The sequence below is a fragment of the Paenibacillus sp. FSL M7-1046 genome (genome assembly GCF_038007405.1).
Lineage (GTDB): Bacteria > Bacillota > Bacilli > Paenibacillales > Paenibacillaceae > Paenibacillus_AQ.
This window is the reverse complement of the sequence record NZ_JBBOXB010000001.1, coordinates 4,615,780-4,628,857: the sequence shown is the minus strand read 5'-3', so window position 1 is coordinate 4,628,857 and position 13,078 is coordinate 4,615,780. Positions and strand designations below refer to the sequence as shown.

At 52.5% G+C, this 13,078-nt stretch carries 13 protein-coding genes and 1 riboswitch; of the genes, 5 read left to right on the top strand and 8 right to left on the bottom strand.

Annotated features, from left to right (window positions below; all coding sequences use genetic code 11):
* Positions 1-26 precede the first annotated feature (26 nt).
* Positions 27-179, top strand: coding sequence for a DUF1540 domain-containing protein (locus NYE29_RS20355; RefSeq protein WP_076108838.1), 153 nt, complete (start codon positions 27-29; stop codon positions 177-179).
* 235 nt (positions 180-414) lie between these two features.
* Here NYE29_RS20355 and metE read toward each other — a convergent pair whose 3' ends face one another.
* The 5 genes from metE to NYE29_RS20330 form a co-directional block, all read right to left on the bottom strand.
* Positions 415-2,715, bottom strand: a complete 2,301-nt coding sequence (gene metE, locus NYE29_RS20350) for a 5-methyltetrahydropteroyltriglutamate--homocysteine S-methyltransferase (protein ID WP_340897251.1) — start codon at positions 2,713-2,715, stop codon at positions 415-417.
* 162 nt (positions 2,716-2,877) lie between these two features.
* Positions 2,878-3,088: riboswitch (cobalamin riboswitch) on the bottom strand.
* A gap of 286 nt (positions 3,089-3,374) precedes the next feature.
* Positions 3,375-4,235, bottom strand: a complete 861-nt coding sequence (locus NYE29_RS20345) for an undecaprenyl-diphosphate phosphatase (protein ID WP_038595003.1) — start codon at positions 4,233-4,235, stop codon at positions 3,375-3,377.
* 71 nt (positions 4,236-4,306) lie between these two features.
* The gene (locus NYE29_RS20340) at positions 4,307-4,939 is read right to left on the bottom strand and encodes a DedA family protein (protein WP_076108835.1); all 633 of its coding nucleotides are present in this window, start codon (positions 4,937-4,939) and stop codon (positions 4,307-4,309) included.
* Between the two features lie 17 nt (positions 4,940-4,956).
* Complete coding sequence (locus NYE29_RS20335; protein ID WP_340897250.1) at positions 4,957-6,906, bottom strand: ABC transporter permease; 1,950 nt, start codon at positions 6,904-6,906, stop codon at positions 4,957-4,959.
* Positions 6,881-7,651, bottom strand: coding sequence for an ABC transporter ATP-binding protein (locus tag NYE29_RS20330; RefSeq protein ID WP_340897249.1), 771 nt, complete (start codon positions 7,649-7,651; stop codon positions 6,881-6,883). Before NYE29_RS20330 ends, NYE29_RS20335 begins: the two co-directional genes overlap by 26 nt.
* Before the next feature lie 248 nt (positions 7,652-7,899).
* On the opposite strand from NYE29_RS20330, the gene NYE29_RS20325 reads away from it, so the two are divergent.
* Together NYE29_RS20325 and NYE29_RS20320 are read left to right on the top strand one after the other, a co-directional pair.
* Entirely contained in the window at positions 7,900-8,334 is a 435-nt protein-coding gene (locus NYE29_RS20325) for a MarR family winged helix-turn-helix transcriptional regulator (protein WP_038595010.1), read from the top strand.
* A 127-nt stretch (positions 8,335-8,461) separates the two neighbouring features.
* Positions 8,462-8,740 carry a PQ-loop domain-containing transporter gene (locus tag NYE29_RS20320; RefSeq protein ID WP_076108832.1) on the top strand — a complete coding sequence of 93 codons (279 nt, stop codon included), beginning with the start codon at positions 8,462-8,464 and terminating at the stop codon, positions 8,738-8,740.
* Here NYE29_RS20320 and NYE29_RS20315 read toward each other — a convergent pair.
* Both NYE29_RS20315 and NYE29_RS20310 read right to left on the bottom strand, forming a co-directional pair.
* Positions 8,730-9,704 (bottom strand): sensor histidine kinase, encoded by a 975-nt coding sequence (locus NYE29_RS20315; RefSeq protein ID WP_038595014.1) that lies wholly within the window; start codon positions 9,702-9,704, stop codon positions 8,730-8,732. The genes NYE29_RS20320 and NYE29_RS20315 overlap by 11 nt on opposite strands.
* Complete coding sequence (locus tag NYE29_RS20310; protein WP_076108831.1) at positions 9,701-10,402, bottom strand: response regulator transcription factor; 702 nt, start codon at positions 10,400-10,402, stop codon at positions 9,701-9,703. The genes NYE29_RS20315 and NYE29_RS20310 overlap by 4 nt, the downstream gene beginning before the upstream one ends.
* 118 nt (positions 10,403-10,520) lie before the next feature.
* On the opposite strand from NYE29_RS20310, the gene NYE29_RS20305 reads away from it, so the two are divergent.
* Positions 10,521-11,315, top strand: coding sequence for a class I SAM-dependent methyltransferase (locus NYE29_RS20305; protein WP_076108830.1), 795 nt, complete (start codon positions 10,521-10,523; stop codon positions 11,313-11,315).
* Positions 11,316-11,344: 29 nt separating this feature from the next.
* Positions 11,345-12,079: a class I SAM-dependent methyltransferase gene (locus NYE29_RS20300; protein WP_076108829.1), complete on the top strand. Its 735-nt coding sequence runs from the start codon at positions 11,345-11,347 to the stop codon at positions 12,077-12,079.
* A 138-nt stretch (positions 12,080-12,217) separates the two neighbouring features.
* On the opposite strand, the gene NYE29_RS20295 is transcribed toward NYE29_RS20300, so the two are convergent.
* Positions 12,218-13,012 (bottom strand): TIGR00266 family protein, encoded by a 795-nt coding sequence (locus NYE29_RS20295; protein WP_076108828.1) that lies wholly within the window; start codon positions 13,010-13,012, stop codon positions 12,218-12,220.
* Positions 13,013-13,078: the final 66 nt, after the last annotated feature.

Below are 13,078 nucleotides of genomic sequence, written 5' to 3'. Positions count from 1 at the left end.
TCCACTATAAGGGGAGGTGAACCCTCATGGCAAAAGACGTATTGTGCGCAGTGAACTCTTGCACCTATTGGGCTGAAGAGAACAAATGCAACGCTGAGTCCATTTTTGTTGCTTATCACAGCTCCAAAGAGCCTACACAGTCTGAAGAAACAGACTGCAAAACTTTCGAAAGTAAATAAGGTTAGACTTAGAAGGGACCCTCCACGGTTCCTTCTTTTCTGTTTCCCATTCTATCAAGAATGAGAATTATTATCAAGTGTTTATACTAAAAAAGATCGCCACAAAAAACCAATCCGGGGTGTAATACCCCGGATTGGTTTTTACAGTATATATGCTGACTCTAGATGGACTTCCTCCGGGATATTAGCCCCCTCCGGATTACCAGGAAATTGGAGGCCTGGTATAACGGACGTATCAGCGGCTGACCGCTCCGCTCTTCTCTCTGACAATCACGGCAGCCTGCACCATGTTGCGCAGCGCCGCTCCGGTTTCTTCCCAGCCCCGTGTCTTCAGGCCGCAGTCCGGATTAATCCAGAACTGTCCGGCATCAAGCACACGCAGTGCCCGCTCAATAGCCTGTGTCATTTCCTCTACCTTCGGTACACGCAGACTATGAATATCATACACACCAAGACCGATTCCCTTGTCATACTCCTGCTCTTCAAAGCTGACGATCAGCTCCCCATGGCTGCGCGAGGTCTCGATGGAGATTACATCGGCATCCATCGCCGAGATCGGTCCGATCATGTCATTGAACTCACTGTAGCACATATGCGTATGGATCTGCGTGGTCGCCTTCACATGGTTGGTAGCGATACGGAAAGATCTTACCGCCCAGTTCAAATATTGCTCATGATCTTCTGCCTTTAACGGCAGGCCTTCGCGGATCGCCGGTTCATCCACCTGAATCATCTCAATGCCCGCTTCCTCAAGCGCCTGAACCTCATACCGCAGGGCAAGGGCGATTTGGTTGGCCACCTCTTCACGGCTGAGATCATCACGGACAAACGACCAGTTCAGAATAGTCACCGGACCGGTCAGCATCCCTTTTACCGGAAGACTGGTGAGCGACTGGGCGTACAGACTTTCCTTCACTGTCATAGGGCCGGTAAAAGCAACATCGGCATAAATGACCGGCGGCTTCACACAACGTGAACCGTAGGATTGAACCCAGCCCCCTTTGGTAAAGAGGTACCCTGCCAGCTTCTCGCCGAAGAATTCAACCATATCCGTCCGCTCAAATTCACCGTGCACGAGCACATCCAGCCCGAGCTCCTCTTGAAAAGTAATCGCATCTGCAATTTGCTGGCGGATAAATCCGTCATAACGCTCCTGGTTCCAGACGCCCTTGCGCCATTTGAGCCGGGCCTGGCGCACTTCAGGCGTCTGCGGGAAGCTGCCGATCGTCGTTGTCGGCAGCAGCGGGAGCTGCCACTTCTGCTGCTGCACCTTCACGCGTTCCGCGAAAGGCAAACTGCGGCTGTCCGGCAGCTTATCCAGGCTACTCACCTGCTCAGCCACATCCTGGCGCCCGCGTTCCGGCAGGGCGCGGAACACTTTCAGCGCCTCGCGGCTCTCAGCGAGCGCTGCGGCATAGACCTGCCCATCCTCGCCCGCCGCTGCTGCAATCAGACTCAGCTCCGCCAGCTTCTCGTCGGCGAAGGCCAACGCCTGACGTACCGCAGGCTTTAACTTGTCCTCGCCTTGAACAGTTACCGGCACATGCAGCAGACTGGAGGATGGCTGGAGGATCAGCCGTTCGTTCGGCACATGGGACTTCAGCGCGCGGACCAGCTCAAGTTTGGCATCCAGATCGGAGCGCCAAATATTGCGCCCGTCGATAATACCCGCTCCCAGCCATTTGTCCTCCGGCCAACCCAGGCGCCGGATCGACGCCAGATTAGCCCCGCCGTCATGTACGAAGTCCAGTCCGATACCCTGCACAGGCAACTCCAGCAATGCTTCCAGCGGCTCTGCAGCTTCAAAGTAAGTCTGCAGCAAGACATGAAGTCCAGGCACTGCTGCAGCAATCTCTCTGTAGATAGTTCCCAGCAGTTCAACTTCTTCCCCGGTTAATCCGGTCACAATTGCCGGTTCGTCGATCTGTACCCAAGCCACGCCTTCCTGCTGCAGCTCCTGCAGCAGTTGCACATACACCGGCAGGAAACGGGCAGCAACCTCTGCAATTTGATCCGCAGCGAATCCCTTGGAGAGCTTCAGGAAGGTATAGAGCCCGACTATAACCGGCTTGCCCTCAATACCTGCCTGCTCTTTGGCGAAACGGTAGGCAGCGAGCGGTTTATTCTCAATCAGGCGGGGAGTCTGCCCGCCGATTTCCGGCACGATATAATGGTAATTCGTATTGAACCATTTGGTCATCTCGCAGGCAGGGGCGGCCGAATTGCCGCGCGCCATGGCGAAGTACAGATCGAGCGGAATGTCTCCGCCATCGTAGGCATAACGCGGAGGAACAATGCCAAACATAGCAGCGGTATCCAGCACATGGTCATAAAAGGTGAAATCATTGACAGGAATCAGTGCGATCCCGGCCTGCTGCTGTGTCTTGAGGTGCTGAAGCTGAATCCCGGCCATTTCCGCGCGGAAGGTTTCTTCATTGATTTTGCCGCTCCAGTAAGCCTCCAGCGTCTTTTTCCACTCCCGGTTCTTTCCGATTCTCGGATAACCGAGGCTGCTCGTCTTGATGTTGTTTGTCATTACAGTCACTCCCTTGTCTATAGTAAATGCCTTAAGCTTTAGTTAATGATCTCAGTCGTTATCAATAAAAAAGAGCGTCTTCCCTAACCAGGCCGCAGGGAAAGACGCCCATGAGCTGCCAATGGGTAACGTCTTAACACCTCCCTATCTTCCGTAGGTACTGCAGTGCTGTTGAGACAGGCAGGTCTCCTGGCTAGCGGCGTCGGCATCCATCAGCAAGTCTTCCCGGCGAAGTAGAGATGGCCAGTGACATGGGCTGCTATGAACTCTTCCGTTACAGTGGCGGGACCGCATCGGCTTGTCACCGAATTTCCCTATTAAGCCTCCGGGCCTTTCTGATGCTCCGGCTGGCGCCTGTCTCCGATATTTGCAAATTGTATTCATCCCGTAATCTGATGCCATCATACTGAATCCGATACCTTATCCGCAACAGATTTACGGGTATTCCCGTTATACACATTCCCTATAGCTGGTGCCGTACAGGCTCATTTTGCGGGGATTCTGCCGCACATTCCCTCACAGCCTCTCTTCAAGAAGCAGCTTCAGCAGAACGTTTGGTATACAGCAAAAAGAACCGGCTGCACCGTCCTTGGCAAGGAGGTACACCCGGTTCCTTTTCGATAAATGATAGCAATCAACGGACTATTTCAGCCTGTCTTTTAGAACCAGACGAGGTAGACTACCCCGGCAAGAACGAGACGGTAAATCGCAAACGGCATGAGCTTGATCCGGTTGATCAGCTTCAGGAAAAACTTCATAGAGAGCAGCGCGAACAGGAAGGCACTAATGAACCCGGCAATAAAAAACGGCAGGGCATCTATCGTAAAATACTGCCAGTTCTTGACCAGTGAAATCAGACTCGCACCGGCCATGATCGGCACTGCCATAATAAAGGTGAAATCGGCAGCCGCACGGTGGCTCATACCCAGCAGCACTCCACCTGAGATGGTCGATCCGGAGCGTGAAAAGCCGGGCCAGAGCGACAAGCATTGGATCAAACCTACCGATAGCGCCTGTCTATATGTAATTTGGTCAACACTCTCTGTCTTGATTTTTTTGGGGGCGAACCGGTCGGCAAAAATCATGAATATTGCACCAATGACCAGACCGATCAGCACCGTCGACGTCGAGAATAAATGCTCGTCGATGTAATCCTCGAACAGAAACCCGAGAATTCCTGCAGGAATAAGTCCCACAATGACCTGCGCCAGCTTCAGCCGGCCTTCCGTCTCCACCGGAGGCTGTCCTTCCGGCACCGCCGTCAGCTCCTTGCGGCTGAACCGCTTGAGACCCAGCAGGTCGATGAACCGGTTGCGGAAAATGATGACTACCGCCAGGATCGACCCCAGCTGGATGACTACTTTGAACGTGTTTGCTGCATATTTTCCGAGGAATTCCTGGGATTTCAACCACATATCATCCACGATTACCATATGGCCGGTCGAGGATACCGGAGCAAATTCAGTTAATCCTTCTACAATTCCCAGAATGATGGCTTTCATGATAGTGAGCAGCTCCATATTGATCCCCTCCTTTTATTGACCTCACCCTTTGCGAGGCTTTAAATGTTCTGAGAAACCTGTGTATTAAATTAATCCGTGGTATCTACCGGTTTTCTACCGGACTGGCGTTTGCGGAAATAGAGCACACCACCCACAACAACTCCCACAGCAATCAATACGTAGACGACACTCGAGTAAGCTTCCATGTACACGCCAATATCCTCCCAGGATTCTCCCAGCGCAGCACCCAGCAGAATAAGCAGCACATTCCAGCCGAGCGTCCCGATCGTCGTAAACAGCATGAATAATCCGAATTTCATCCCCGACATTCCGGCAGGAATGGAGATCAGACTCCGCACCAGCGGAATCATCCGGCAGAATAATACCGTCCAGTAGCCGTATTTGTCGAACCAGGCATCCGCTTTACGGATATCTTTTCCGCTGATCCGGAGAAGTCCGCCCCAGCGGTCCACAATCCGCTCCAGTCTGTTCACGTCCAGCATCCGGCCGATCCAGTACAGCACAAGCGCTCCCAGCAGCGAGCCGGCCGTTGAGGCGATCAGCACGCCGGGGATGGTCATCCCGGAAGTGGTTGTCATGAAACCGCCGAACGGAAGGATTACCTCCGAGGGGATAGGCGGAAAAATATTTTCCAGGGCCAGCATCAGAAAAATGCCCAGATAGCCGAACTGTTCCATAAAATCGGTAATCCATGTTTTCATTTCGTGCTCCTCCGCGTTCAGATGAGATTTTTTTTGAGATTGCGCAAATAACGGCTGCGGATAAGGAAGAAGTATAACCCCTGCGCAGCCAGGTAGCCGATAAGCACCGCGCCCGTTTCGGCAGCGATGGACAGATAGAACAGCCGCTGCAGCGCAATAAAGGCGAACAAGCTGTGCAGGATGGCTAGCCCCACCGGAACAAAGAACATTAGTGACAATTGCAGGGTCACAGTCCGGTCCAGTTCCTGGTCGGTCAGGCCCATTTTGGACAAGGTGGAATACTGCAGCCGGTCATGGTCAAGATCCATGTACAACCGGAAGTACAAAAAGCTGCCTGCGGCGATAAAAAAAACGGTGCCGACCAAAAGTGAAGCGAACAGCATCGTACTGTATAGCGTCCGCTGAATTTCGAACAGCGTGCCGCTGACCACAACGGCATAAGGGGATTTGCTCTCGTAGGACACTTTTCCTTTATCCGCAAGTCCCGAAGCAATGCCAACCGTCTGTTGGAATTGATCCATATAGAACCCGGTATACAAATCGCTTTGCACGGGATCAATGGCGGAGAACAAGCTGTCACTGACGACTACTCCGCTAAAATCACCGCCATCCCTCCCGTCCAGCTCCGGCAGCAGATATTCAGCAACCGGCACATGCTCCGTATATCCGATCTCCTGAATATCTACTCCCTGCTTCAGCTTATAGAGGGCATGAACCCGATCAGAGGTCAGGCTGCGGTCACGCTGGGAACCGATCATGACCAGACCTTCGTTCCCCTGTAGCGGCTGCTCGCGGGAGGTAAATCCGGCTTGCTGGAGCGCCTGTTTGTAATCACTGTAAGCCATCAGCGGCAAACGCTCTGTACGGTCAGGACCGGTCTGAGACTCTACTTCCGCATATTTGATTTGGATCTCCAGCGAGCGATAGGGAAGATTCAACCGCTCCAGTTCCGCTTTTATCCCGCTTAAATCCTCTTCCGCAGCGGACCCGGCCTCATTGCCCTTGGCCACATAACCGACCGCTGCCGGATAGTCCAGCTTCAGCTCTTTGGAGAGTGTATGAATAGAAGCAAATACCCCGACAGAGGTGAAGGATACCGCCGAAACAATCGTCACCATAAAAAACATCCGCCCGTTGTCTTTCCAGCGGTAGGTTAAGCCCGAGAGCGTAATAATGTTTGTCTTATGCCAATAAAACCGCCGGACTTTCCTCATTATCCTAACCACATATAAACTAAGTTGTGTATAGAACAAGTAAGTGCCGGCGACTGTAATGGCCACCACCGGAAACATCACTCTCTCCACCGACGCTGCGGTCGTGGTAGCGGCCAGAACATAGCCTCCAAGCAGCAGCAGGGCCGAAGCGAACGCCAGCAAGGCAGATACCCGCGGCTCCTTGTCTCCTTTGCGTCCGCGCTGAAACAAACCTCTCGCCGACTCGTTCCCGATAAAAGCAAAGGTACTTAACGAGATCAGCATGAACAGTAGCGCAAAGCTGCAAATCGTCAGTACCGGTGCATGCCAGGAAAGATAAAATTCCAGCGGGCCAATGCCCAGGAACCCTGCTCCAATCATCAGGAACAGCTTGCCCAGCAGCAGACCGAGCAAAGTGCCGGTGAGGATGGCGGAGCTGCCGATCATCATGTTCTCCAAAAAAACCATCAGGTTCAGCTGCCGCTTCGTCATGCCGTGCATCAGCAGGATGCCGAATTCCAGCTTGCGGGACTGCAGAAAAGACCCGACTGACACCAGCACGAACAGGGAACAAAATACAAAGATGATTCCCTCAGCCACCATCATGGTGTCAGCCGCCGTATCCAGGATCATATCGCCCGAAATCGCCGGATGAAATATAAACAGTGCACAGAGAAAAAAGATCATTACGGAAAATGCGCTACTGACAAAATAAGCAGCGTATTTACGCTTATTCCGCGTTACATTTCTATAAGCGAACTGCCGAAAGGTCATGGCTGGCTCCTCCCAGCAGCGACAGCATGTCGATGATATTCTGGAAGAAAGCCGGCCTGCTGCTGCCCCGGTACATCTCGCTGTAGAAACGTCCGTCCTTGATAAAGATGACCCGGTGGCAAAAGCTCGCCGCCACTGCGTCATGGGTGACCATCAGCACCGTGGACCCTTCCGCTTCATTGACTTCAGCCAGCAGACTCATCACTTCGGCCGCTGTTTTGGAGTCCAGGCTGCCCGTAGGCTCATCGGCCAGAATCAGCGCCGGCCGGTGAATCATTGCCCGGGCAATCGCCACCCGCTGCATCTGCCCGCCGGAGATTTCATATGTCCGTTTATGAAGAAGCGGACCGATGGCCAGCCGCTCAGCCACCTCTTGCAGCCTGCGTTCCATTTCCGGAAGCGGCACCCCGGTTAGCGTCAGCGGCAGCACGATATTTTCTTCTACGGTAAGCGTATCAAGCAGATTGAAATGCTGAAAGACGAAACCCAGCTCCTTCCGCCGGAAGAGTGCTTTGTCCTTGCGCCCGAGCGTATTCGGATTTCCGCCGTTAATCATTACCTCGCCTGAGGTAGGCTCGTCGATCGTGGCGATCACGTTGAGCAGTGTTGTTTTCCCACTGCCTGAAGGTCCCATAATACCTACAAACTCACCCTTCTCCACGGCAAAACGAATATGGTTCAGCGCATGAATCGATACCTTGCCCTCATATATTTTGGATAAATTATGGACGTCTAATATGGGCAAGTGCTTCCGCTCCTTCGTTCACCTGATCGTTTTGGATTGTCTTCATTATACAAACTGTAAACTACAGCTGCTATTTCTGAAACTTACAGTCACCTTACATTATTGTAAGCAGAATAGAGTTGACAGAATTCCGGTACGCTGCAGCCGATTCCTCTATATCTATCAAACCACGGGCCTATGATGCTATAATAGTTGAATATTTAATTTCATGAGTCGGTAAATAGCCGGGAGAGGAATTGTGATATGCAATGAAGGATACTCTTGCCAATGAACTGATAACCAGCTGGTTGTCATTGACCCATATACAAATGAATGTAGCAAATGAGTTGGAAACCAAACTTCAGGAGAACTACCAATTGTCTTTAAAAGAATTCTATCTGCTGCTGTTTCTCTCCGAAGCCCCGGAGAAGAAACTGAAGCTGCAGCAATTGGAGTCGATGGTCGGGTTAAGCCAGAGCGCCGTCTCCAGACTGGTCAGCCGTTTTGAAGCCAAAGGCTGCAACGCGCTCCAAAGAAAGACCTGTGATGATGACCGCAGAAGCATCTATACCTCGCTTACTGCCATAGGGCAAGACAAGCTGGACCGGGCCCGGGTGACCGTTAACGAGGTTCTGGCCCAGTCGTTCCCTGACACCAGGGTGCAGGAGCTGCTGGAGCAGTTGCTGCGTCTGAAACAGCAATGATGGCGTAAGCCTGGCTTCCTGCACGACCCGCTGCCTCATCCCAGAGGCGGCGGTTTTTTTGGGGTGAAAAGAACCCATTCCGCCCGCGGCGCATACAACGTACAAAAAGGAACTGTGAGGTGCTCTCATGCTCTTTTCGCTTATGCAGCTGATCGGCGGTGTCATTCTTTCCCTCGGCTGGCTACCGCAAATCATCCAAATTCTCAAGACAAAATCGGTTGCGGACTTAAACCTGAAGTCCTACTTATTGATGCTGCTGGGGATTGGTTTAATGGAGACTTATGCTGTCAACTTGGTGTTGACAGGCGTGGGACTTGCTTTTTTCATCACAAACACCATGTCTTTAACAGTAGTATCGGCTGTCGTTATTCTGATCCTGCGGTTTCAGCCCCGGCTCAGAAAATAATCCGCACTGCCGTACCCTTGCCCACCTCGGAGGAAATTTCCACCTCATGACCCAGCTTGCTGCAGATCTGCTTCACCAAATAGAGGCCCATTCCCGTGGATTCCTGAAAGCTGCGGCCGTTCACACCGGTAAAATAAGCATCGAAGACGCGCGGCAAATCCCCCGGCGGGATGCCGACCCCTTCGTCGCGGACTTCCAGCACCGCTCTGCCCTTCTCCTGAAGATATCCGCGAAAATGAACTACACGCCCCTCCTCTACCGTATAGCGCAAAGCATTAGTTATCAGCTGCGTCAGCACAAACGTCAGCCATTTCTCGTCAGAGGTGATGGTTATGCCGCTGTCCATCGCTATCGCCGGAAACACCCGTTTGCGGATGAACAGCCGTTTTTGTTCTGAGGTCACACCGCGCACGATGTCCGCCAGCTCCAGCTGCTCTACATAGAAATCATGCTCGAACGTATCCAGTCTTGCGGTATAGAGCACCGTATCCAGCCCTTTTTTCAGCCGGTCCAGCTCATCGCCAATGGCCGTAAACGGGGGACCGTCTTTATCCTGAATAATCAAGTGGATCACCGAGAGCGGAGTCTTCATAGCGTGCACCCACTGGTTGATGAAATGAATATGCTCCTCCAGCTTGTGGCGGTAGCTGTGCAAATCATTCTGGTAGAGCCGGAACTGCTGTGCCAGCAGCTTGCGCAGGCTTTCCGCGAGCGGAGAGCCCTGTGCGGGCCCTCCCGATTCATCCAGCGATGAAGGCAGGCTCTCCAGCCGCTCATAGAATGACCGGTTGGAGAAATAACGGTACGCTAGATAGGCCAGCAGCAAAAAGGTGCTGAGCAGCCCGGCGTACAGACTGACATTCACACCGCTTCCTCCGTCCAGCCGGTACACCAGGGTAATGATCATAAGCTGGGCAAGGTAGATCACGATTAACGGCGTCTGTTCCCGCAAAAATAGCTTCACGTCACTTCCCCCCAGTTGTCGCTTAACCGGTACCCTTGCCCGCGTACGGTCTGCAGCCCGTCCTGAATACCCATCGCTGCCAGCTTTTTGCGCACACGGGTGACATAGACATTCAGCGTATTGTCATCAACAAATGCCTGGTCATCCCAGATTTTCTCCAGCAGCCGGTCGCGGGTGACGATGGTGCCTGTTTTTTTCATCAGCTCGTCGAGAATTTTCGCTTCCGTATGGCTGAGGTCGACTTTGGCATTGCCGCGCGACAGCACCAGACGCTCCACATCCAGCGTCAGCCCTGACACCGCCAGACTGCGCTCGTTCGCTCCCACAGCATAAGATCCGTAAGCGCGGCGCAGATGGCTTTTGATTTTGGCCATGGCTATTTCATAATCAAACGGCTTCGTAATGTAATCATCCGCTCCGTTCTCCAGCGCCATCACCTGATCCATTTTGCCGTCGCGGGCGGAGATGAAGAGAATCGGACAGGTCGAGATTCCGCGGATCTGGCGGCACCAGTAATAACCGTCAAATTTAGGCAGATTAACATCCAGCAGTACGAGATGCGGTGCATACTGCTCAAACTCGGTCCGTACCGCTTCAAAATCGTTCACCGCCTGTGTTTCATAGCCGAACCTATGTAAATATTCCTGGAGCAGCGCCACCAGCCCCCGGTCATCCTCAATGATAAATATTTTGAACATATCAGGCCTCCGGTTTACGCCCTAGTGAAGCTAAGGGGTTTGCCCAATAATATATACAGTCACTGCAGGCTAGTCAAATATAGGTTATAATTTTCAGTCAAAGGAGCTGATGACAGGCATGATAGATTATGGTCAGGATCTTTTCAAAGGATCGGCAGGTTATTACGCGAAGTATCGCCCGCTCTATCCTTCCGGGCTGGTAAGATTCCTTGTGAACCGCTTTGGGCTGGACGGGGAAGGCGAACTGCTGGATTTGGGCTGTGGAACCGGGCAGCTTGCCTTGCGTTTTGCCGATTGGGTCCAGCGCGTGACCGGACTTGACTATGAACAGGAAATGATCAATGAGGCAGTGCGGATCAGCAAGGAAATGAGAGCGCTTAATACGGAATGGGTTGCGGGAAAAGCGGAAGAATATTTGGCTCAGTCCACATTTCCCGTGTACCGTCTGGTTACTATAGCCAAGGCTTTTCACTGGATGGACAGGGACCTGGTGCTCGAACTGCTCTACAACCGGGTTGCTCCGGGAGGCGGAGTCGCTATTGTGGATCAATACAAGCCTGATCAAGCGCCCCTGCCTTGGCAGAACGAAGTGGACCGGATCGTACGCAAATGGTATGGCGAGGAGCGCAAGGCTGGCAATACGACCTATTCTCATCCGGTCAAAAGTCACACGGATATCGTAGCCGGATCCAGCTTCCGCCTTGAAACTCACCGGCTGCCAATGTATGAATATCAGTGGACTATAGAAGCTATACTGGGGAATCTGTATTCCACCTCCTTTGGCTCGAGACGGTTTCTCGGCGACCAGGCGCCTCAATTCGAGAGAGAGCTGGAAGAGAATTTATTGCTTCTGGACCCCAAGGGCGTCTTTACTGAAGAAATTCATACTAATATTATTCTGGCCGTAAAATAACACAAACAACCCACCCAAGGAGTCCTCTGATGAAGCAGAACAAATATGACGATTCAGGCTTTTTTGATAAATACAGTCAAATGCCCCGTTCCACAAGAGGATTGGAAGCTGCCGGAGAATGGAGTACCTTCCGCTCCCTGCTTCCCGGACTCCACGGCAAAAGAGTGCTGGATTTGGGCTGCGGTTTTGGCTGGCACTGCCGGTATGCGCGTGAACAGCAAGCGGAATCGGTAGTCGGTGTAGATCTTTCAGCGAATATGCTGGAACGGGCCAGAGCAATGACCCGCGATCCCAAGATTCAATATCTGCAGATGGCCATTGAGGACATCGAATTCAGCAAAGAGGAATTCGATACTGTAATAAGCTCGCTGGCCATCCACTATGTGGAGCGGTTCGATGACCTCTGCCGCCGCATTCATCATTGTCTTAAGCCCGGCGGTGAGTTCGTGCTGTCGGTGGAGCATCCAATCTTTACGGCCTTGGCGGCACAGGATTGGTTCTACGGCCCCGGCGGAGAAAAACTGCATTGGCCCGTTGACAACTATCATACCGAGGGAGCGCGTGAAGCAAGGTTCCTGGATCATGATGTGATTAAATATCATCGCAATGTCGCTACCTATATCAATACACTGATTGAATCCGGCTTCACGGTAACCAAGCTTTCCGAGCTTCAGCCGACCAAGGAAATGCTGGAGCAGAATCCGGCTTGGCAAGAGGAATTTCGCCGGCCGATGTTCCTGCTGATGGCCGCTGTCAAACACTAGTATTCCTTTTATGTCCTAAGGACTCAGCTAAACAAACAGCCGCCTTCCCGGGTAATCCGGTGAAGACGGCTGTTTCTCTAATCACGCTGTACCTGCGAAGTGGAAAAGCGGCAATTCTAATTCTTGTCTCTGGCGATCCTATCTGCCATCCAGCAGATTGCCAAGGCCCCCAAGGATGCTTCCTTCTTCCTTGCGGCCGGTGTTGCCGGCTGCCGACAGAATGCGGTCCGCCATCCGGCTGAACGGCAGCGACTGTACCCATACCTTGCCCGGCCCGCGCAGGGTAGCAAAGAACAATCCTTCACCGCCAAACAGCGCGGTCTTAACACCTTTGACAAATTCGATATCATAATCCACAGACGAAGTCATGGCCACAAGACAGCCGGTGTCGATCTTGATTGTCTCTCCAGGCTGCAGCGTCCGTTCCAGCACATATCCCCCGGAATGGACGAAGGAGAGGCCGTCGCCCTCCAGCTTTTGCATAATAAATCCCTCACCGCCGAAGAAGCCTGCGCCCAGCTTGCGCTGGAATTCAATGCCCACCGACACGCCTTTGGCAGCGCAGAGGAATGAATCCTTCTGGCAGATGATTTTGCCGTGGTATTGCTGGAGATCAAGCGGGATGATTTTGCCCGGATACGGGGCGGCAAAGGTGACACTCTTCCGGCCATAGGCCCCGCTGTGCGTGAAGATCGTCATAAACAGGCTTTCTCCGGTCAGCAGGCGTTTGCCTGCACCCATCAGCTTGCCTACCAGACCATTTGTCCGTCCAGATCCTGATCCGTCGCCAAAGATTGTCTCCATCGTAATCTCCGGGTCCATCATCATGAAACTCCCAGCTTCAGCAATTACACTCTCTCCAGGATCAAGCTGCACCTCCACACACTGAATTTCCTCGCCCATAATGACATAATCAATTTCGTGAGCACTCATCCTTGTTATCCCCCTAAAGTTTTTGTAATCCTATGTTTTTGAATGAGATATATACGCGCTCCCTCC

What these genes read in the sequence shown, in the direction of transcription:
- NYE29_RS20340 (WP_076108835.1), bottom strand. Translation starts at nt 4,939, where the DNA reads ATGAAAACATGGATTACCGATTTTATGGAACAGTTCGGCTATCTGGGC.
- NYE29_RS20305 (WP_076108830.1), top strand. Translation starts at nt 10,521, where the DNA reads ATGATAGATTATGGTCAGGATCTTTTCAAAGGATCGGCAGGTTATTAC.
- NYE29_RS20335 (WP_340897250.1), bottom strand. Translation starts at nt 6,906, where the DNA reads ATGACCTTTCGGCAGTTCGCTTATAGAAATGTAACGCGGAATAAGCGT.
- NYE29_RS20310 (WP_076108831.1), bottom strand. Translation starts at nt 10,402, where the DNA reads ATGTTCAAAATATTTATCATTGAGGATGACCGGGGGCTGGTGGCGCTG.
- NYE29_RS20300 (WP_076108829.1), top strand. Translation starts at nt 11,345, where the DNA reads ATGAAGCAGAACAAATATGACGATTCAGGCTTTTTTGATAAATACAGT.
- metE (WP_340897251.1), bottom strand. Translation starts at nt 2,715, where the DNA reads ATGACAAACAACATCAAGACGAGCAGCCTCGGTTATCCGAGAATCGGA.
- NYE29_RS20295 (WP_076108828.1), bottom strand. Translation starts at nt 13,012, where the DNA reads ATGAGTGCTCACGAAATTGATTATGTCATTATGGGCGAGGAAATTCAG.
- NYE29_RS20355 (WP_076108838.1), top strand. Translation starts at nt 27, where the DNA reads ATGGCAAAAGACGTATTGTGCGCAGTGAACTCTTGCACCTATTGGGCT.
- NYE29_RS20345 (WP_038595003.1), bottom strand. Translation starts at nt 4,235, where the DNA reads ATGGAGCTGCTCACTATCATGAAAGCCATCATTCTGGGAATTGTAGAA.
- NYE29_RS20320 (WP_076108832.1), top strand. Translation starts at nt 8,462, where the DNA reads ATGCTCTTTTCGCTTATGCAGCTGATCGGCGGTGTCATTCTTTCCCTC.
- NYE29_RS20325 (WP_038595010.1), top strand. Translation starts at nt 7,900, where the DNA reads ATGAAGGATACTCTTGCCAATGAACTGATAACCAGCTGGTTGTCATTG.